Annotated in this window: 16 protein-coding genes; 8 read left to right on the forward strand and 8 right to left on the reverse strand. The window is 65.2% G+C overall.

What is annotated here, in order from left to right; all coding sequences use genetic code 11:
* The first annotated feature begins 46 nt into the window (after window positions 1–46).
* From ACZ2G1_RS19305 to ACZ2G1_RS19330, 6 genes are all read left to right on the forward strand, one after another.
* The gene (locus ACZ2G1_RS19305) at window positions 47–1,675 is read left to right on the forward strand and encodes a 4-hydroxyphenylacetate 3-hydroxylase family protein (RefSeq protein WP_470377894.1); all 1,629 of its coding nucleotides are present in this window, start codon (window positions 47–49) and stop codon (window positions 1,673–1,675) included.
* A 300-nt stretch (window positions 1,676–1,975) separates the two neighbouring features.
* Window positions 1,976–3,034, forward strand: coding sequence for an MBL fold metallo-hydrolase (locus tag ACZ2G1_RS19310; protein WP_470377895.1), 1,059 nt, complete (start codon window positions 1,976–1,978; stop codon window positions 3,032–3,034).
* A 96-nt stretch (window positions 3,035–3,130) separates the two neighbouring features.
* A complete protein-coding gene (gene catA / locus ACZ2G1_RS19315; protein WP_470377896.1) occupies window positions 3,131–4,015 on the forward strand; it encodes a catechol 1,2-dioxygenase in 885 nt (294 codons plus the stop codon).
* Between the two features lie 213 nt (window positions 4,016–4,228).
* A complete protein-coding gene (locus tag ACZ2G1_RS19320; protein ID WP_470377897.1) occupies window positions 4,229–5,389 on the forward strand; it encodes a maleylacetate reductase in 1,161 nt (386 codons plus the stop codon).
* 30 nt (window positions 5,390–5,419) lie between these two features.
* A complete protein-coding gene (locus ACZ2G1_RS19325) occupies window positions 5,420–6,319 on the forward strand; it encodes a dioxygenase family protein (protein ID WP_470377898.1) in 900 nt (299 codons plus the stop codon).
* A gap of 99 nt (window positions 6,320–6,418) precedes the next feature.
* Complete coding sequence (locus ACZ2G1_RS19330; RefSeq protein ID WP_470377899.1) at window positions 6,419–6,829, forward strand: hypothetical protein; 411 nt, start codon at window positions 6,419–6,421, stop codon at window positions 6,827–6,829.
* Between the two features lie 341 nt (window positions 6,830–7,170).
* Here the strand turns inward: ACZ2G1_RS19330 and ACZ2G1_RS19335 are convergent, their stop codons facing one another.
* The 4 genes from ACZ2G1_RS19335 to ACZ2G1_RS19350 all read right to left on the reverse strand — a co-directional run bounded on the left by ACZ2G1_RS19335 (window position 7,171) and on the right by ACZ2G1_RS19350 (window position 12,261).
* Window positions 7,171–8,856 (reverse strand): UvrD-helicase domain-containing protein, encoded by a 1,686-nt coding sequence (locus tag ACZ2G1_RS19335; RefSeq protein WP_470377900.1) that lies wholly within the window; start codon window positions 8,854–8,856, stop codon window positions 7,171–7,173.
* Between the two features lies 1 nt (window position 8,857).
* Window positions 8,858–10,468, reverse strand: coding sequence for an ATP-dependent nuclease (locus ACZ2G1_RS19340; RefSeq protein ID WP_470377901.1), 1,611 nt, complete (start codon window positions 10,466–10,468; stop codon window positions 8,858–8,860).
* A gap of 659 nt (window positions 10,469–11,127) precedes the next feature.
* Window positions 11,128–11,997: an MFS transporter gene (locus ACZ2G1_RS19345; RefSeq protein WP_470377902.1), complete on the reverse strand. Its 870-nt coding sequence runs from the start codon at window positions 11,995–11,997 to the stop codon at window positions 11,128–11,130.
* Window positions 11,998–12,009: 12 nt separating this feature from the next.
* Window positions 12,010–12,261 carry a hypothetical protein gene (locus ACZ2G1_RS19350; RefSeq protein ID WP_470377903.1) on the reverse strand — a complete coding sequence of 84 codons (252 nt, stop codon included), beginning with the start codon at window positions 12,259–12,261 and terminating at the stop codon, window positions 12,010–12,012.
* 487 nt (window positions 12,262–12,748) lie between these two features.
* Here ACZ2G1_RS19350 and ACZ2G1_RS19355 point away from each other — a divergent pair, with 487 nt between their 5' ends.
* Together ACZ2G1_RS19355 and ACZ2G1_RS19360 are read left to right on the forward strand one after the other, a co-directional pair.
* On the forward strand, window positions 12,749–14,248 hold the full coding sequence (locus ACZ2G1_RS19355; RefSeq protein ID WP_470377904.1) for an SLC13 family permease: 1,500 nt from the start codon (window positions 12,749–12,751) through the stop codon (window positions 14,246–14,248).
* Between the two features lie 116 nt (window positions 14,249–14,364).
* Window positions 14,365–16,029 carry a FumA C-terminus/TtdB family hydratase beta subunit gene (locus ACZ2G1_RS19360; RefSeq protein ID WP_470377905.1) on the forward strand — a complete coding sequence of 555 codons (1,665 nt, stop codon included), beginning with the start codon at window positions 14,365–14,367 and terminating at the stop codon, window positions 16,027–16,029.
* 50 nt (window positions 16,030–16,079) lie between these two features.
* On the opposite strand, the gene ACZ2G1_RS19365 is transcribed toward ACZ2G1_RS19360, so the two are convergent.
* The 4 genes from ACZ2G1_RS19365 to ACZ2G1_RS19380 all read right to left on the reverse strand — a co-directional run bounded on the left by ACZ2G1_RS19365 (window position 16,080) and on the right by ACZ2G1_RS19380 (window position 19,472).
* Window positions 16,080–16,784, reverse strand: a complete 705-nt coding sequence (locus ACZ2G1_RS19365; protein WP_470377906.1) for a GntR family transcriptional regulator — start codon at window positions 16,782–16,784, stop codon at window positions 16,080–16,082.
* 83 nt (window positions 16,785–16,867) lie between these two features.
* Window positions 16,868–18,019 carry a CaiB/BaiF CoA transferase family protein gene (locus tag ACZ2G1_RS19370; protein WP_470377907.1) on the reverse strand — a complete coding sequence of 384 codons (1,152 nt, stop codon included), beginning with the start codon at window positions 18,017–18,019 and terminating at the stop codon, window positions 16,868–16,870.
* On the reverse strand, window positions 18,019–18,909 hold the full coding sequence (locus tag ACZ2G1_RS19375) for an HpcH/HpaI aldolase/citrate lyase family protein (protein WP_470377908.1): 891 nt from the start codon (window positions 18,907–18,909) through the stop codon (window positions 18,019–18,021). The genes ACZ2G1_RS19370 and ACZ2G1_RS19375 overlap by 1 nt, the downstream gene beginning before the upstream one ends.
* A complete protein-coding gene (locus tag ACZ2G1_RS19380; protein WP_470377909.1) occupies window positions 18,906–19,472 on the reverse strand; it encodes a MaoC family dehydratase in 567 nt (188 codons plus the stop codon). Before ACZ2G1_RS19380 ends, ACZ2G1_RS19375 begins: the two co-directional genes overlap by 4 nt.
* Window positions 19,473–19,558: the final 86 nt, after the last annotated feature.

Raw genomic sequence — 19,558 nt, forward strand, 5'->3', positions numbered from 1 at the left:
GATCCATCCAGCACAGCATCACCACATCGAAGGAGAGGACCCCATCATGACCGCCACCCCGGAGACCCGTCAGGGCGACATGTCCGAGCGCACCACCCCGGCCAACCCGTTGCTGCCGATGACCGGCGATGAGTACATCGAGTCCCTCAAGGACGGCCGGGAGATCTATCTGCACGGGGAACGCGTCGAGGACGTCACCACCCACCCTGCTTTCCGCAACTCGGTGCGCATGGTCGCCCGGATGTACGACGGCTTCCACGACCCGGCGACCTCGGACAAGCTGCTCTCCGACACGGACACCGGTTCCGGGGGCAAGACCCACCCCTTCTTCAAGGTCCCGAAGTCCGTGGAGGACCTGAAGGAGTCCCGGGTCGCGATCGAGACCTGGGCGCGGATGAGCTACGGCTGGTTCGGCCGCTCCCCCGACTACAAGGCCGCGTTCCTGGGCACCCTCGGGGCGATGCCGGAGTTCTACTCCCCCTACCAGGAGAACGCCCAGCGCTGGTACAAGGAGTCCCAGGAGAAGGTCCTGTACTGGAACCACGCGATCATCAACCCGCCCGTGGACCGGCACCTGCCCCCGGACCAGGTCGAGGACGTCTTCATGAAGGTGGAGAAGGAGACCGACAACGGGGTCATCGTCTCCGGGGCGAAGGTCGTGGCCACCGGCTCGGCAATCACCAACTTCAACTTCATCTCCCACTACGGGCTGCCGATCAAGAAGCCCGAGTACGCGATCATCTGCACCGTGCCCATGGACGCCCCCGGGATCAAGCTGATCTCGCGGACCTCCTACGCCCAGAACGCCGCGGTCACCGGCACCCCGTTCGACTACCCGCTGTCCTCGCGGATGGACGAGAACGACGCGGTGTTCATCTTCGACAAGGTCCTCGTCCCGTGGGAGAACATCTTCGCCTACGGGGACCCGGACCAGATCAACGGGTTCATGCCCCAGACCGGGTTCATCCAGCGCTTCACCTACCAGGGCTGCATCCGCCTGGCCGTGAAACTGGACTTCATCGCCGGGCTGCTGCTCAAGGCCCTGGAGATCGCCGGCACCCAGGACTTCCGCGGTGTGCAGGCCCGGGCCGGGGAGGTCATCGGCTGGCGCAACATGTTCTGGGCCCTGGCCGACGCCATGATGCTCAACCCCGATGAAGGCCCCAATGGGTCGGTGCTGCCGAAGATGGACTACGGGCTGGCCTACCGCATGTTCATGGCCCAGGGCTACCCGCGGATCAAGGAGATTATCGAGCAGGACGTCGCTTCGGGTCTGATCTACCTGCCCTCCGGTGCCCTGGACTTCAAGAACGCCGAGATCCGCCCCTACCTGGACAAGTACGTGCGTGGCTCCAACGGCATCGAGGCCGTGGACCGGGTGAAGCTGATGAAGCTGCTGTGGGACGCGATCGGCTCCGAGTTCGGCGGCCGCCACGAACTCTACGAGCGCAACTACTCCGGCAACCACGAGAACGTGCGCGTGGAGATGCTCATGAACGCCATGCACAACGGCACCACCGACACCATGCACGGCATGGTTGAGGACTGCATGGCCGAGTACGACCTCGACGGCTGGACCGTGCCCGATCTCTTCGACGGTTCCGACGTCAACGCCTACCTCCAGCGCGACCGCGACCGCGCCGCCGGCCACGGCAACGCCCTGCGCGACCGCTGAGTCCATCCCCCTTGCTCCCTGCGGTCCCGGGAATCCGTCTCCTCGGGGCCGCAGGGCACCACCTGACCGGTATGTCCGGCCGTACGTTGCGGCCGTGGTCGCTGGTTTCCTTCACTGTTCCTCCCGATGGCGGAATCACCTGCGATGGCCTCGGGGCGCACGAGAAAGCCGAAAACTATGTGTGATGTGGTGAACCACCTCGCGTCAGCGGGAGTGTCCCGACGCAATCTCCTGACCAGCCTCGGGGTGGGCTCCGTGGCCCTGGCGACGTCGGCGGGCCCGGCTTCCGCTGCCGGCTCCTTGCCTGCTGAACGTCAGTACGGGCCGGTGGACCCCGGTGATGCCCGGACGCGGCTGGTGCTGCTGGGCACTTCCGGGGGCCCGCCGTACTGGCCCGGTGAGCACCGTTCCGGCATCGCCTCGGCCGTGGTCGTCGGCGACCGGTACTACCTCGTCGATGCCGGCCACGGCGTGATCCGTCAGATCAGGGACGCGGGGCTGAGCCCGCGCTCCGCCACCGACATGGACGGCCCGCTGGACACTCTGGCGGGGATCTTCCTCACCCATCTGCATTCGGACCACATCGTCGATCTGAACAACATCCTCACCGTCGGGCTGTTCAACGGCTTCCAGCATGTGGACCGGATCCCGATCTGGGGACCGGGCAACCGCGGGGCAGTCCCCGAACTGTTCGGGCCCGGCAAAGCGCCCAAGCCGATCAACCCGCGAAACCCCACCCCGGGGACCAAGGAGATGCTGGAGCTGATGGTTCAGACCTACGCCACCGACTTCAACGACCGGCTCTTCGACAACCGCAAACCCGCCCCGGACCAGCTGTGGGAGGCCTTCGACGTCCCGGTCCCCAAGCAGTACACCAAAGACCCGAACGGGAGCCCGCACCCGGCGATGGAGCCGTTCACCTTCTTCGAAGACGACCGGATCCGGGTCTCGGCCACCCTGGTCGACCACGCGCCGGTGTTCCCGGCCCTGGCCTACCGCTTCGACACCGACGACGGCTCGGTCGTGTTCTCCGGTGACACCGGACCCAGCAAGAACCTCATCCGGCTCGCCCAGGGCGCCGACGTCCTGGTCCACGAGGTGATCGACAAGGCGTGGCCGGAGTCCCTCTTCCCTGAACCACGCACCGAGGCTCAGGAGGGTCTGTACCGCCACCTCATCGAGGCCCACACTGTGATCGAGGACGTGGGCGGCATCGCCCAAGAGGCCGGAGTCGGCACCCTCGTCCTGTCCCACCTGGTGCCCGGCAATCGCCCGGACAAGGTGTGGGCTGGATCCGGTGCAGGCTTCGACGGACGCCTGGTCATCGGCCATGACCTCGACGTCATCGGCATCGGCTGATACCGCCGCACCGCCCTTGACCGATCCGACCATCACCATCAACAGGCCGCAGCACGGCCTCATACCTGAAAAACCACGAGGAGTGTGGAGAACACCATGACGGAGACCCACGCGGCAACGCGCAAGGAGAACGAGGGCACCGCGGTCGAGGCCGGGTCCAAGGCGACCGAGCGGTTCACCGCCTCGGGCAAGCTGGCGAAGCTGGACGTGCCGAAGGAGCGGGTGTCCCTGCTGGCCGGTGCGGCGATCAAGGCGATCAACGACATCGCGGTCGAGCACCAGGTCACCTACGAGGAGTACAACGCGCTGAAGGCGTGGCTGATCAAGGTCGGCACCGACGGGGAGTGGCCGCTGTTCCTGGACGTGTGGCTGGAGCACACCATCGAGGACGTCAACTCCCAGGAGCGCCCGGGTGCGGTGGGCACCATCGAGGGCCCCTACTACGTGCCGGACTCCCCGGTGCTGCCCACCCCGGCCACGCTGGAGATGCGCGAGGACGAGCCGGGCACCCCGCTGCTGTTCAAGGGCCGCTTCACCGACACCGAGGGCAATCCGCTGCAGGGCGCCCAGGTGGAGATCTGGCACGCCGACGCCAACGGCTTCTACTCCCAGTACGCGCCGGAGCTGCCCGAGTGGCTGTTCCGCGGCACGGTGAAGGCCGACGAGAACGGGTACTTCGAGATCAACACCATGCGCCCGGCCCCGTACCAGATCCCCACCGACGGGGCCTGCGGGCAGCTCATCGGTGCGGCCGGCTGGCACGCCTGGCGCCCGGCGCACATCCACATCAAGGTCTCGGCCCCGGGCTACCAGCTGGTCACCCAGCAGCTGTACTTCCCGGGAGATCCGCACAACGAGGACGACATCGCCTCGGCGGTCAAGCCCGAGCTGATGCTGGACCCGAAGCCGCGCACCGACGGCGGGGCGGGTGAAGAGGTCGTCTACGACTACGTCCTCGCCAAGGAGGGCCAGACCAAGTAAGGATTCCGTCTCCTCGGATCCCTACCGCGTCGCCCTTCCAACCGAGTTGCAAGTGTCCCCGTCAGCCGCGGCTGACGGGGACACTGCCGTACAGGCACATACCAGCCGATCTCGCCGGGAACCAGTGGATCTGCGAATCGGCGCGCCTTCCAAGCACGCCGGCCCCTCCATCTGGCTGTTCTCTACTTTCTTCCTTTTGAAAGGATCAGTCCAATGACTATGACCTTCACGCACGAGACCCTGGGCCAGCGGGTGCTGTTCGGCACCGGCCGAGCCGCCGAACACGTGGCCACGGAGGTCGGCCGACTTGGGGCGTCCCGACCGATGGTCATCGCCGGGGCCTCCGAGCGGGCCCTGGCCGAGACCGCCACGACCGGCACCACCGCAGCCCTGTGGTGGGACAAGGTGGTCCAGCACGTGCCGGTCGAGATCGCCGAGAGGGCCCGTCGAGCGGCCACCGAGCGGTCGATCGACGTGATCGTCTCCGTCGGTGGGGGCTCGACCACCGGGCTGGCCAAGGCCGTGGCACTGACCACCGGGATCCCGGTGCTCGCGGTGCCCACTACCTACGCCGGGTCCGAGGCGACCAACGTCTGGGGACTCACCGGGGACCGCACCAAGACCACCGGGGTCGATCCCCGCGTGCTGCCCGTGTCCGTGGTCTACGACGCGGAGCTGTCCAGGACACTGCCGGTAGGACTGTCGGTGGCCTCCGGGCTCAACGGGTTGGCCCACTGTGTGGACTCGCTGTGGGCGCCCCAGGCGGATCCGATCAACCAGGCGATGGCCTTGGAAGGGGCCCGGGCGCTGAATCTGTCCCTGCGCGGGATCGTGACCGACCCCGGCGACCTCGCCGCCCGGGAGCAGGCGCTCTACGGCTGCTACCTGGCCGCGGTCGCCTTCGCCTCGGCCGGGTCCGGGTTGCACCACAAGGTCTGCCACGTCCTGGGCGGGACCTTCGACCTGCCCCATGCCCAGACCCACGCCGCCGTGCTGCCCTACGTGCTGGCCTTCAACGCCCCGGCGGTGCCGGAGCTGGCGGTCCGGCTGGCCACGGCCCTGGGGCGGGCGCCGTCGGCCGCGGGGGAGGACCCGGCCGTGGCGATGCTGCACGGCCTGCCCGTCGACGACAGCCACACTCCAGCCGCCACCGCCGTGACCGCCCTGCGCGAGCTCTACCGGACGGTGGACGCGCCGTCGAAACTGGCCGACTACGGCCTCACTGCTGAGAACATCCCCGAGGCAGCCGACCGGGTGCTAAAAGCAGCCCCCGCCTCGAACCCGGTGACCGTCACCGAGGCAAACATCACCGATTTGCTCACCGAGGCCCTCACCGGGGCGGTGCCCACCACCGCGCCACTGGCCCCTCGCTGATCACCGCGCCGCCACCAGAAGGGTTCCCCCATGACCGAGACCACCACCGCCGTGTCCGCCGAGCAACAGGCAGCCGAGGAGGCCCTGACCGCGAAAGTTCTCGCTTCCTTCGCCAACACCACCGACCCCCGCCTCAAGCAGCTGATGCAGTCGCTCACCAAGCACCTGCATGCCTTCGTCCGCGAGGTCCGCCTCACCGAGAAGGAATGGGAAAACGCCATCAAGTTCCTCACCCAGGTCGGACACATCACCGACGAGAGGCGCCAGGAGTTCATCCTGCTCTCCGACGTGCTCGGGGCCTCGATGCAGACCATTACGGTTAACAACCCCGTGGCCGGGGACACCACCGAAGCGACCGTCTTCGGGCCCTTCTTCATCGAGACCGCCCCGCAGATCCCCATCGGTGGGGACATCGCCGGCGGCGCAACCGGGCAGCCGGCCTGGGTGGAGGGAACCGTCACCGACGCCCAGGGCGGGCCCGTCCCGAACGCGCGGATCGAGGTGTGGGAGGCCGACGAGGACGGCTTCTACGACGTCCAGTACGACGATGACCGGGTCGCTGGCCGCGCTCACCTGTACTCGGACGAGAACGGGCACTATGCCTTCTGGGGCCTGACACCGACCCCGTACCCGATTCCGCACGACGGACCCGTCGGGGCGATGCTCGAAGCCACCGGACGCTCCCCCGTGCGGGCCGCGCACCTGCACTTTATGGTCACCGCGCCGAACCACCGGACCCTGGTCACCCACATCTTCGTCGAGGGTGACCCACAGCTGGAGATCGGGGACTCCGTATTCGGAGTCAAGGACTCCCTGATCAAGCGCTTCGAGACCCAGCCCGCCGGCACCCCCACCCCGGACGGGCGCGACCTAAGCGGAACGGAGTGGGCGCGGGCCCGCTTCGACATCGTCCTCGCCCCCCAGAACTGAGTGTTCCACCGGCCATAATGGGGTGCTCACCCCTGTCCGGGCGACTACGTGCCTGCTTCATAACGCGGATCAGCTTCTCCGTGGCTCTAGGATCAGTTCATGGCGCAAATCATCCGCCCCTTGAAGGGCAAGCTCCAAGTGACGCTTCCCTACCGACCCGGCGGGGCGAACTACGGCCTACTGAAGGCCATCTGCGGTGAACAAACTCGCCCGGAGTGGAACCGTGAACGCCGGCATTTCGAAGTGGCGCGCGAGCACCTCGTGAAGCTGATCGATGTACTTCCTGATGAGATCGGCCAGCCAGTAGAGGTAGTCCTTTACGGCGCAACGCAGACCAAGTGCGTCTCGGCGTGCTGGGCCGCTAACCCAGACACTCGCTGGGAGTGCGTGTGCTCGTGCGCTGGAGGGAACCACGGTACGGGCCATGCGTTGCCCACGCAGGTGTCGGCCGACCTATCCGTTGATACGGAATACACATCCGAGAAGTACCTGATCAACCCGAGCCACTAAGCGCGTTGTAGCGATTCGGTTACTATCAGCAAGAAACCGAAAGTACAACTGTGGGTAATGAAATTTTGCCGGACCGGCTAGTCAGCCAGTTAGAGCCTAAAACCTCGCGCAGTATGCACCTGTTCATCTTGCCGGCACCTTTGGTGCTAATAATTTTGACGCCCTAGCTTTGTCACCTTTTGCCATACCTTGTTGGACACAATGGCAGCGTACCTTGAAACGAGGTACTCTTAATATTCCGGGGGCTCCTTCGTGGAGCATCTATTAATTCAATTCATACGGTGCATGTATGCCATAACCTTGATTTTTTTAGTTCCTTTTTAAAGATGGCGCAGCGCCCATCACCTGGATGCGATAACGCCCCAGTCTGTTATCTTGAACCATTCGATGATTCCGCCTGCGTCAAGTGGGTTAGAGTTGCGAAGGGACGCCAAAAACCGAGACTCCCGCTTGGAGTACACAACGCCACTCGACGCAGCCGGGACAGACTGTGCACGCATGACGACGGCCCCGTGACGCGCACGAGAGATCATCACGGAGAGCACACGTGCCTCTTCCGCGAGGGCATCCTCTGTAGTCGCGCGAAAATCGGGGATACACCCCTCTTCGGCTCCAATCACGATAACCCAGTCAAACTGCTGCCCCTTGCCGACATGACCGGTGAGAAGATGAACGCCAGGCACAGTGATAAGCGTGGTGTTGTCGCCCACGCGGATTCTCGATTTGACCGCGGCCGGGCTGTGTCCGTCAGCCAGGAGATCGTGGCACCAGGTGAGGGCGTCGACGAGTGCTTCACGTCCGCTCGGATCCTGGATGCTTTCGAGATTCGCGGCTCCACGAAGAAACTCAAGCGGGTCGGCCGCCTTGGCGAGCTCTCTGATGTCGATTTGCGAAAGCATCGCTTTCATCACCTTAGCGGTATCTGTATCGAGGACTCCGTCGTCCCATCGGTGGTACGGAAGGCCGCTTGCGATGATCGCCTCATCCGCGAAGCGCCGCCGCGAGGCGATGCGCGAGATAATGCCGATCCGGTGCATGGGCGCTCTAGTGAGCACGGCTCTGGAGAGTTTCGTTGCCCAATCTGCTTCCTCGGCCACAGTAGCGAAGTCGACGATGCCAGCGAGTCCTCCGCCGGGCCAAGATTCCGGTGCGGCGCTGTTCAGTTGTTGGCCACCAGTCCATGGAGCGAGCGAGTTGACCATACTGAGTACGGCTGGCGAGGAGCGGTGAGAGTCTGAGAACTCGATAACTTCGTCGCACTCGGCCCGGACCGCTCGGTTGATCTCAATCGGGCGGGCACCGGCGAAGCCGTAGATTCCCTGAGCGAGGTCACCGGCGTAGGTCGTCCTCTGATCACCGATGCGATTGACAATCCGGAGTTGCTGCGGAGTAAGATCCTGGAACTCGTCAACGACTACAGCAGCGAAATGGTTACGGTACAAATCGGCGACGCCGTCGTTCTGTAGAATAAGTTCTGCAAGCCGGGGCAAGTCGTCGTAGGTTAGCCGATTTTCATTTTTTCTCAATCGCTCGATTTCAAGAGCGTGAATATTGCCTGCGTCGGCGAGACGGCGTTCCACCTCTACGTCATCGACAGGTTCCTGCTTGATCTGGCGGAATAGTTCCTGAACAACTCCGATGGCTTTGTACTGGAGTCCACGTCGTCGGCATTGCTCGCCGATCCAGTCATTTTCAGGCAACACAGCTTCCGGATCGATGCCTATAACGGTAGCGTGCGCACGGATAATTCGGGTGGAGAGGCCGTGAAAGTTCGAGATGCTAACGCGATCGCGGAGCTGCGCAGGCGTGATGTATGTCTGGATCCGTTCGCGGATGTTGTCGCGCGCCCGGTTGGAAAACGTCGTCACGAGGATCTTCCGCGGTGGGACGATCACCCCGCGCTGGAGGAGTCCCTGGATGCGCAAGGCAAGTGCCTCGGTTTTTCCGCATCCCGCCGGCGCGATCGCGAGTAGGTTTAGCTGACGGTGGTCGCGGATTCGCAGTTGCGCCGATGTAGGCGTAACCATCTCAGGTTCCCGCGATCTGGCTCAGCAAGTCATTGACGCTGGAGACCCGTGGCGCCGTCGCGGTGTCCAGCAGCGGCGAGACTACGATTGCGGCCTTCACCTTATATTTTTTTCTACGGCAGAACGCCGCGACATCCTCATTAAGGTAAGTGCCGTCCAAGCCCGTAGGTTGACAGTTCGTCAGCTCATTGGAGCTAAATAGACTAGATGCCTGCAGAGCAGACCAGACCTCAGCCGCACCGAGCGCCGCGACGTACTCGTCTTCCAGATCTATCCGAGAAACCCAGACTGAATGCTGATTCAGGTCTGTGCTATCAATGCCAAGCTTTTCGGCAGTCGCGACCTCTGCGTCTTCATCGACCAGCATCGAGATGGGGATCTGGAAGCCAGTCGACCCAAAAAGCTTTTCCACTGCCCCCATATCCCCGGCACCGCCGGTTTCGATGACCGATACGCCGAGCCGGTCGAGATTGCGGTCCGTGAGGTCAGCGACACGCTCAAGGATGATGCGGTCAGAGATGCCTTCAACCGCCACGACACGACGTGCGGTAAGTGGCTCGAGTTTATCGCGCACCCACCAGCGGACACTGAGTTTTTCGTCGTCCGAGAGAAAGCCTTTGACCGGTTGCACCACGACGCCGCCAGCCCGAACGACGACGATGGAGTCTGGATCAAACGCACCGACGATGTCCGCTGAGTGCGTCGCGATGATCTTTTGGTTCCGGTTAGCTTGCAGGAGTCGGGCGAGGCTGCGCTGACTGGTCGGATGAAGGTGGATCTCCGGTTCGTCGATCCCAACCATGTTGGCACCCACACTCATCAGGTCGTAAAGGGCAATGGCATAGAGAGCGCGGGTGCCGTCGGACTGCTCAGAGAGGTTGTGCGGCGTACCGTTCTTATCGACCTGGAGCCGGACGTCGCTTAGTACATCGTTTTCGACGGCCGAGCCAGGTACAAAGGAAAGTTCGTCTCTTTCGAGCCTCTCCGGTAACGCGCGAGAAAGTTGGTTGGCGAGATCGGTTCGTAGACCGATCAGCACATTGGAGCTTTTCAGTTTTTCGACGAGCGAGGTCGTGATCGCGTCGAAGCCTGCCTGCTCCGCGCCGAGATCTACGGCTTGGAGTATGTCGTCGAGGGCGGATTTTCGGCCCTCGCGGAGGTCGCGCGTTTGAGCGGTTGCGCTCAGGAACTTCCAGCCCAAGCCAAGCAACTGGTCACGGGACAGCTGCCGACCCGTTCCTCCTCCCGGGGCCGCGCGCTCGACCGTAAGCGTTTCATTCGTGTCGATAGCTGCGGCAAGCCGGATGGTCAGGCTTTCGCGGCCAGTGGTCGCATCGATCGAAATCTCGTCGGGGAACAGGGCCTTGTCATCACCGGTGAAGCCCGCGATATCAGCCTCGATAATGAGTGGCTGCTCCCGGTCGCGAAAGTCATCCGCGCAGATATGCGAGTAGAGCTGTGCAGTGCTCGCGCCGAGAAGCAGGTCAAGACAGCGTAGCAACGAGGATTTTCCTACGTCATTCGCCCCGACGAGCACCAGGTGATCCCTGATGTCGATCTCCAGATCGACGAGACGGCCGTGATTCTGGACTTGCAGGCGGGTCAGCCTCATATGTCGCTCTCCATCGCGCGTTGGTCTAGCATGCGTGTCGGCGCCTCTGTCGCCCACCAGAAGGTGCGGAGGACATGCGTTACCTGCCACGCGCAGCCGCTGACGGTCACCCATGCTGATTCCGTTAGCAATCATCACACGTTGCGGCGACGTACCTAGACATTGCTTCCCCATGCTTGGAGTCTGTCCGGCGGTGGGGACCTGGTAGTGCTCGTAGCGCTGGCTATAGGGAGAGGTCAGCCGTGTGTGTTGCCGCCTCCCAAACGCGCAAAAGGCCATCTCTACCTCGACACCGCGATGGCCGGGCCGCATCGGTCGGACGGGATTACCAGTAGATGCAAGAACTCCCGTGGATAGGTGTCCGAGAACCGGCCATATGTAAAGTCCACTTGCCCGGTCGCCGCATGGGCGGCCAGGGAGGTCTCGACGCGCGGGACGCCCGTGGCGATCTTTGCCGCGGCCCGGTGCTCAGGAATGGCGGCTGCTTCGGGCACGCGTCATGGGGAGCCCTCAGCGTGTGATCGCGGTCCGGACGCTGGCGAGGAAGCCGTCGATGAGGGTGGTCGTGTCGCGGCGCCAGACGGTCCTGGTGGTGTTGCAAAGAATTCGACGGCCGGGGTCAGTGACGTCGATGAGCAGGGATCGCTCCGACTCAGCGCCTATTCCAGGGAGTCGATTTCCCTCAGTCGGTGCCCGAAGAAGAAAGAGATGACCCCGCCGACGGCTGCCATGGTGGCGAGCATTGCCCAGGTCTGGGTCGAGTTACCGAAGCTGAGGACCACCCCGGTGAGCACGGGGCCGATGGTGTTGCCGATGTAGGTGCCGGTTTGGACAATGCCGGTGGCCGCCGCGGTGGCGCCGGGTGCCATGTGCGAGACCAGGAAGTGCACCAGTCCCGGCCATCCCCATCCCAGGCCTGCCGCGAGGAGGAAGCCCACCACGTAGCTCCAGGTGGCGGGGATCGCCATGAGAGCAAGCCCGAGGACGCAGGCCACGAGGGCTGCCTGGATCAGCGGAAGAGCCGACACGCCGCCTCGATCGACGACCCGGCCGACCACGATACGGGTCAGGGCTCCTGAGGCGCTGCCGATGGCGAGGAGCACACCTGCCGGGCCCACGGTGATTCCCCGCTCCAGCGCGCCGATCACGGCGAAGGCGAGGGCGGAGTTGGCGGCACCGGCGGCGAACATCGTCATCGTGGCCATGAGCACCAGCGCGCGGCGCACGTGGCGCTCCAGTCGCGCCGCCGGCCGGGCCGCACCGACGTCGATCGGTGTTGCGCGGGTCAGGGCTGTGGGAATCAGCACGAGCACGCCCAGAACGGCCATCAGCACGAATGCATATGGCCAGCCCAGGGTCAGCGCCACCAGCGGGATCGAGACGCCGGCGACCAGCCCTGTCAGGGGGACCGCGGCCTGTTTTACTCCGAAGGCCAGCCCGCGTGAGGTGGCTGGGACGTGTGTGACGAGCAGGTGGTTCGACGAGGGGTGCCCCAGTCCGTTGCCCAGTCCCCCCAGGCTGGCCCACACGATCAGCCACGGTCACGCGGGAATCCAGGACGCGCTACCGGCCAGGCTCACGACTGCCAGCAGCACGGCCGCGATGCCCATGCTTTTCTCGTTGAGCACCCGACCGATTACACCGGCGCAGGCTGAGGTGAGGGCGGCCGCGGCCCAGTAAACCCCCACGGCCATGCCGATCCCGTAGGCCGGGACGTGGACCGTGGCGGTGATCTCGGTGGCCAGCGCTCCGAGGAGAAACACCGGCATGTTCGTCAGGACGGTGACAGCCACGGCAGAGGCGACCGCGAGAGTCCCTTGCCCGGGGCGCACTACACGCCTCGTCCTACAGCGGATGCGCGGCGTCCGCCCGGCGCCAGAAGAGCGATCCTCCAACCTCCTTGCATGACCTCGAGCGTCCCTTGCAGGTCGCGGCCGGTTCGCAGGCACTTCGCCCAGTCCGGCCTGGCTGCTTGTCCGTGACGCATTTCCGCCTCCACTCACCGAGCAGGATCCCCGTGCTCGTCGTGCACGTCGACCTCCATGCCGCGGCTCTACCGCACTTCCTTGGACCTTTCAGAACTCTGCCGATCACTATATATCAAATATTACAAAGCGGCGCGTGGCGGCGCCCTGCGGCAGCGCGACGCGGTGAACACTGGAAGCGGCTAGAAACAAGCCTTCCCATGCGTTGAGATGTGTGTCACACTCAAGCCCATCACCAATATATTTTACATTGGACGTCGGTTCGGGGATCTGGTCGACGCAGGAAGGGGCACGCATGTCGATCGCTACCAAGGGGATGAGCACCTATGAGCTCTCCCACGGCCAACAGGACCCGGGGCATTCGACCGCGGTTTGGCGCCGCAAGATTATTGGTCTTCTTGCCGGCCCAGTACTGGCGTTGGTCGTCTACGCGGTGATGCCGACGGACCTGTCGGAGGCTGCACGGATCACCGCGGCCGTCGGTGTGCTGATGGGCTCGTGGTGGGTGACCGAGGCGGTGCCGATCCCGGCGACGGCCCTGCTTCCCCTGGTGCTGTTCCCGATGTTCGGGGTGGTGGAGATGGAGGAAGTCTCCAGCTCCTACGCCAGCTCGATCATCTTCTTGTTCCTCGGCGGCTTCCTGCTGGCGCTGACCTTGGAACGGTGGAACCTGCACAAGCGCATCGCCCTGCGGATCGTCCTGCTGATCGGCACGCGCCCGACCCGGTTGGTCGGCGGGTTCATGCTCGCCACAGCCTTGTTGAGCATGTGGGTGTCCAACACGGCCACGGCGATGATGATGATCCCGATGGGCATGTCCGTTCTGGCTCTGGTCAATGAGCGGAGGGAGGGCCTGCAGAAGACCACCAACTTCGGCGTGGCGCTGATGCTGGGCATTGCCTACTCGGCGACCATCGGGGCTTTCGGCACCATGATCGGCAGCCCGGTCAACGTCATCGTCGTCGGCTACATCCGGGAAACCCTCGGACGCGACATCACCTTCGTGCAGTGGATGGCGGTCGGTGTCCCGGTCATGGTCGTGATGCTGGTGATCGGTTGGCTGGTGCTGACGAAGTGGGTTTGGAAGCCGGAGGTGGACGAGCTGCCCGGCGGCCGGGAACTGTTCGAGGAGCAGCTGCGCGGGATGGGCCCGATGTCCACCGGTGAGCGGCTCACCTCGGCCTGCTTTGCGCTGACCGCTCTGGCATGGGTCTTCGTGCCGGTGATCTTCGCCGATCCGTGGGCCACCGATGCGGTGATCGCGATGATCGTGGGCATCGCTGTGTTCCTGATCCCGGCGGATCCCCGCCGCGGAGTGATGCTGATGAATTGGACCTCGGCGAAGAAGATCCCCTGGGATGTTCTGCTGCTCTTCGGCGGTGGCCTGGCCCTGTCCAGTCAGATCACCTCTTCGGGGCTCTCCGAGTGGATCGGCAACCAGGTCGCCGGGCTCGACAACTGGCCGCTGTGGGTGGTCATCGGTGTCATCGTGGTTCTGCTGCTGGGCCTGACCGAGTTCACCAGCAGCACCGCCACCACTGCCGCGTTCGTCCCGGTGGTCGGCGGGATCGCCGGCGGTCTCGGAGCGGATCCGATCGTTCTGGTCATGGCCGCCGGATTCGCCTGCATGTGCGCGTTCATGCTGCCTGTCGGCACTCCGCCCAACGCGGTGGCGTTCGGCTCCGGGGCGGTGACCATGCAGCAGATGGTCAAGACCGGCATCTGGATGAACCTCATCGGCATGCTCGTGGTGATCGTGGCCGCCCTGACCTTGGTGCCCTTCGTGCTGGGCTGACGGTTTCCCTCGGCCTCAGGGCACCACGGTGGAGTGACAGCCGTGGTGCCCTGAGGCCGCTGACGTCCCCGACCGCACCCCCCAACCCCCACCCCTACGACAAGGACGGACCACTCATGTCTGACGCATTTGAATTCCGCCCGCTTCTGGGACCGGTGCACTCCCAGGTCCCGATGTCGCGTCGCGGCAACGGCTCCGAAAGCGCAGCGCTGGGGGGTGAACGCTATGCGACGGTGGCCGGTGAGACTCTGGAGCAACTGGCCTACCAAGCCGTCTTGGAGATCTCCCACCGTCTGCGAACGGGCCACCTGGAGCAGCTGCGCGCGATACTCGACGACCCGGAGGCCACGGCCAACGACCGCTTCGTCGCCCTGGACCTGCTGCGCAACGCGGCAGTGGCCTCCCACGGGGTGCTGCCCATGTGCCAGGACACCGGCACGGTGATCATCACCGCCCACCGCGGACACCGAGTGCTCACCGACGGCCGGGACGAAGAGCACCTCTCCCGGGGGATTCACCGGGCCTACCAGGAGCTGAACCTGCGCTACTCCCAGCTGGTGCCTCGGTCCATGTGGGAGGAGGCCAACAGCGGCACCAACCTCCCGGCCCAGATCGAGATCGCGCTCACCGAGGGCGATGCCTACGAGCTGCTGATCATGGCCAAAGGCGGCGGGTCCGCCAACAAGTCCTTCCTCTTCCAGGAGAACCCGTCACTGCTGGATGAGGAGCGCATGCTGGAGTTCCTTCAGGAGAAGATCGCCGCCATCGGCACCACGGCCTGCCCGCCCTATCACCTGGGCTTGGTGATCGGCGGAACCTCCGGGGAGTACGCGCTGAAGACCGCCAAACTGGCCTCGGCCCGGTACCTCGACTCCCTGCCGGCCGCTCCGAACGACTCCGGCGGGTACGCGCTGCGGGACACGGGCTTCGAGGCCAAGGTCCTCGAGCTGACCCGCAGGCTCGGCTACGGAGCGCAGTTCGGGGGCAAGTACTTCTGCCACGACGTGCGCGTGATCCGGCTGCCGCGGCACAACGGGTCGCTGCCGGTGGCGCTGTCGGTGTCCTGCTCGGCCGACCGTCAGGCCCTGGCCCGGATCACTGCCCAGGGGTGGTTCCTGGAAGACCTGGAGGAGAACCCCCAACGACTCCTGCCCGCTGGGGGTACTGACGCCGGGGAACCGGTCGAGGTGGACCTGGACGCGTCGATGGCGCAGGTGCGCCAGGTGCTCTCTGGGTGTGATGTCGGTCAGCGGCTGTCCTTGTCCGGGACCATGGTCGTCGCCCGCGACCTGGTCCACGCCAGAACCCGCGAGTTGCTCGACCGTGGAGAACCGATGCCCGGCTACTTCCGCGACCACGTGATCTACTACGCGGGACCGGCCAAGACCCCCCATGGAATGGCCACCGGATCCTTCGGGCCAACCACTGCCGGCCGAATGGACTCCTACGTCGAACAGTTCCAGGCCCATGGCGGGTCCCTGGTGATGCTCGCCAAAGGCAACCGCTCCCCCGCCGTGGCCGAAGCCTGTCGCCGGCACGGTGGCTTCTATCTCGGGTCCGTCGGAGGCCCTGCCGCCTACCTCGCCCAGGAGTGCATCGTCTCCAGCGAGGTCATCGACCATCCTGACCTAGGCATGGAAGCAGTCCACCGCATCCGCGTGCGGAAATTCCCGGCGTTCCTCATCACCGATGACCGGGGCAAGGACTTCTTCGCCCAGGCCCGGAAAGTCCCGCTCACCCTCAGCGCACGGCCTTCTGCCACAACACCCGGAACGACCTGAACATCATCATCGGAGCGGACAGCTGTAGCCCCGGCACGCCGGTGAAGGTCTCAGGCCGTGGCGCGGGCGTCGCCCTCCGCCTCGGCCGCGGCCATGCGCTGGTCGAAGTGCTGGGCCAGCAGCTCCCCGGAGTGAACGATGTGCTCGATCATGCACGCCCGGGTCGCTTCGGCGTCGCGGGCGCGGATGCCTTCCAGCAGCTGGGCGTGGTCGTCCACCGTGGCCTGCGGCCATCCGGCGATTGATGAGTAGAACTGCCGCGGGACGTAGCGGGTGATCAGACTCAAGGCCCAGATGATCTTGGGCGAGTCCGCCATGAGGTTGATCTGCCGGTGGAAGGCGTGGTTCTTCTCCTCCAGCAGGTCATGGTCGGCTCGCCTGGCGGCGGCGATCAGTTCGTGATGAAGGGCCTCCAGCTCAGCGATGTCCTCCTCGGTGGCAGCCGCGGCCGCCCGGGCCGTCAACTCGCCGGCAATCAACGCTTGGACCTGGAAGAGGTCGCGGATGTCTTTGCCGGTCAAGGTGGCGACGAGGAACCCTCGACGGGGCACCAGCTCCAGGAATCCCTCCACCCGCAGGGCCTGTAAGGCTTCGCGGGCCGGGGTGGTGGAGATGTCCAGTGCCTCACCGATCGTCTCGGGGCGCACCGAGGTGCCGGGGCGCAGCTCGCCCGACATGATCAGCGCACGCACATAGGCCGAGGCCTCGTCGCTGAGCTGACGACGCACCCGGCGGGGAGCTCGGTCACTGCTCATCTGAAACACCTCTCTTCGCACCTCGCGCCCGGTGCGCCCCCGGGCCGGCTGGCTCCAGGGGCGCACCGGGCGCGAGGACGGGGTTAGACGGACTCTGGGACCCAGCCTAGCTCTGCCAGGATCGCCGCCGTGTGCTCGCCCACCTCTGGCACCGGGTCCATCCGAACCGTGGCCTCCCGGGAGACGACCGGTGGCAGGAGGCTGCGCACCGGACCCACCGGCGACTGCACCGGGCGCCACCGATCACGCTCGGCCAACTGCGGGTGGGCCGAAAACTCCTCCATGGTGCGCAGTTGAGCATTGGCGATGTGCGCCGCATCCAGTCGCTCCAGCACCTCGGCGGCCGGCAGCTTCGAGAGCACCGCGTTGATCTGCTCGTGCAGCTCGTCCCGATGAGCGACCCGAGCAGCATTGCCCTCGAAACGGGCGTCTTGGGCCAACGCGGGTTCCTGAAGCACATCGGAACAGAAGGTCGCCCACTCCCGTTCGTTCTGGATACCGAAGAACACGGTGCCGTCGGCGGCCGCGAACGGCCCGTAGGGGGCGATGCTGGCATGCTGGGCGCCGCTGCGCGCCGGAGGCTTCCCGCCGTACTGGGCGTAGAAGTAGGGCTGACTCATCCACTCCCCCAACGCTTCGAGCATGGACACCTCGATCGCGTCGCCACGGCCCGTGGTCGCTCGTTGCAGCAATGAGGTGAGGATGCCCGAATACAGGTACATCCCGGCACAGATGTCGGCGATCGAGACCCCAACCTTCGCCGGGGAATCCGGAGTACCGGTCACGCTGAGCAGCCCGGCCTCGCACTGCACCAACAGGTCGTAAGCCTTTTTCTGCTCATAGCTGCCCCCGCGCCCGTAACCGGACAGGGAAGCGTGGATGAGCCGAGGGTTCAGTGCCAGAGCCTCGTCGGCGCCCAGCCCCATCCGTTCCACCGCGCCCGGGGCCAGGTTCTGGACCAGCACATCAGCCCGAGCCACGAGTTCTCGCAAGACCGCCTTGCCCTCCTCGGACTTCAGGTCCAGGACGATGGATTCCTTGCTGCGGTTGAGCCAGACGAAATAACTGGCCATTCCGTGCACCGTGGTGTCATAGCCGCGGGCGAAATCCCCGGTGGCTCGCTCCACCTTGATCACCCGCGCCCCCAGATCCGCCAGTTGCCGGGTGGCGAAAGGAGCGGCCACCGCTTGTTCCAGAGCGACCACGGTCACTCCTGCCAAAGGTAAGGCACCCACTACTGCTCCTCTCCTGAGCGCGCCAGCACGCGGCGGGCTCGTTCGATCACGGGGCGGTCGATCATCTGACCGTCCACCTGGGAGGCTCCCGCACCTGCCTCGACCACCGACCGGGCCCACCGCACCTCGGTCTGCGCGGGACGGAAAGCGTTCTGAACGGTCTCCACCTGGCGCGGGTGGATGCACAGTTTCCCGCCGAAGCCGAAAGCCCGCGCCCGGCGGGCCGCTGCGCCCACACAGTCGACGTCGCCGATCTGCACGGCAGGTGAGTCCAGCGGAGCGGCCAGGCCCCCCGCCCGGGAGACCATCACCAGGGTGGAGCGCACATGGTCGAGCACCCGTTCCTCGTCATCGACATGCGCGTCGATGTCCAAGGCATAGTCCACCGCCCCGAAAGCCAGCCGTGTCACCCCGGGAACCCGGGCGATCTCCAGCGCATGGACGGCCCCCGCGGCTGACTCCACCAGCGGCACCAGCCCCAGGCCGAGCTCCTGCAGATCCCGCCCCAGTCCGTGGAGAGCCTCCGCGCTCTCTGCCTTGGGCACCACCAGCCCCAACAGCCCGTGCCCCGGGGCAGTGGCCAACTCCAGCAACGCCGAGACCTCCGCCTCGTGCGTCGGCGCCTCGACCGGGTTGACCCGCACCAACGCCTGCACCTGTCTGCCACTGGCCTGCGACAGCGCCTCGCACACCGCCAGGAGCGCCTGGTCCTTGGCCTCCGGCGCCACCGCGTCCTCGAGATCGACAATGACGACCCCCGCCCCAGCAGCCGCGGCCTTGGCGTACCGATCCGGGCGGTCACCGGGAACGAACAGAGCCGTCACGGCCTGTGCGACGCACCCTTGCACGGCAGTGTGCAACCGGATCTGCGAGCCGGCTGCGACAGTCACTGGACGTCCTCCACAGCCGGCAACGACGAAGGATCCGGTCGAGACGATTCAACGGAGGGCAGGTGCCCCTGCCGGTAGACCATGAAGGTGCGGCGGTAGCTGATGACCACGACGCCGTCCTGGTTGTAACCCTCGGTGGCCACCGTCACCAGACCCAGGTGCGGCCGGGACTTCGACTCGCGCACTGCCAGGACCTTGGAGCGGGAGTAGATGGTGTCGCCCTCAAACACCGGGGCGGGCATGCGCACCTCGTCCCATCCCATATTGGCGAACACGTTCATCGACAGGTCGATCGTCGACTGGCCCGTAACCAGGGCCAGGGTGAACGTCGAGTTCACCAGCGGGCGGCCGAACTCGGTGCCGGCGGCGAAGTTGCTGTCGATGTGGGTCTTGGCCACGTTTTGCGTGACCAGGGTGAACCACTGGTTGTCCGCCTCGGTGACGGTCTTGCCGAAGGGGTGATAGTAGACGTCCCCCACCGTGAAGTCCTCAAACAACCTGCCGGTCCACCCCGGCACTTCACGCTGTCCCGTCGCCGACTCCGCGATCGTCTTCGTCACCATGACCACTCCTTCACCGTTCACCAGTTGAAACATGAAATATATTGTGTTGTATTCCACAGTGAGCGGTGAAGCGCCCACTGTCAAGG

This window comes from Kocuria sp. KKT182 (genome assembly GCF_055635395.1).

Bases quoted from the DNA above. Each gene is read 5' to 3' on its own strand.
- ACZ2G1_RS19305 (WP_470377894.1), top strand. From the start codon at position 47: ATGACCGCCACCCCGGAGACCCGTCAGGGCGACATGTCCGAGCGCACC.
- catA (WP_470377896.1), top strand. From the start codon at position 3,131: ATGACGGAGACCCACGCGGCAACGCGCAAGGAGAACGAGGGCACCGCG.
- ACZ2G1_RS19320 (WP_470377897.1), top strand. From the start codon at position 4,229: ATGACTATGACCTTCACGCACGAGACCCTGGGCCAGCGGGTGCTGTTC.
- ACZ2G1_RS19325 (WP_470377898.1), top strand. From the start codon at position 5,420: ATGACCGAGACCACCACCGCCGTGTCCGCCGAGCAACAGGCAGCCGAG.
- ACZ2G1_RS19330 (WP_470377899.1), top strand. From the start codon at position 6,419: ATGGCGCAAATCATCCGCCCCTTGAAGGGCAAGCTCCAAGTGACGCTT.
- ACZ2G1_RS19335 (WP_470377900.1), bottom strand. From the start codon at position 8,856: ATGGTTACGCCTACATCGGCGCAACTGCGAATCCGCGACCACCGTCAG.
- ACZ2G1_RS19340 (WP_470377901.1), bottom strand. From the start codon at position 10,468: ATGAGGCTGACCCGCCTGCAAGTCCAGAATCACGGCCGTCTCGTCGAT.
- ACZ2G1_RS19355 (WP_470377904.1), top strand. From the start codon at position 12,749: ATGTCGATCGCTACCAAGGGGATGAGCACCTATGAGCTCTCCCACGGC.
- ACZ2G1_RS19360 (WP_470377905.1), top strand. From the start codon at position 14,365: ATGTCTGACGCATTTGAATTCCGCCCGCTTCTGGGACCGGTGCACTCC.
- ACZ2G1_RS19365 (WP_470377906.1), bottom strand. From the start codon at position 16,784: ATGAGCAGTGACCGAGCTCCCCGCCGGGTGCGTCGTCAGCTCAGCGAC.
- ACZ2G1_RS19380 (WP_470377909.1), bottom strand. From the start codon at position 19,472: ATGGTGACGAAGACGATCGCGGAGTCGGCGACGGGACAGCGTGAAGTG.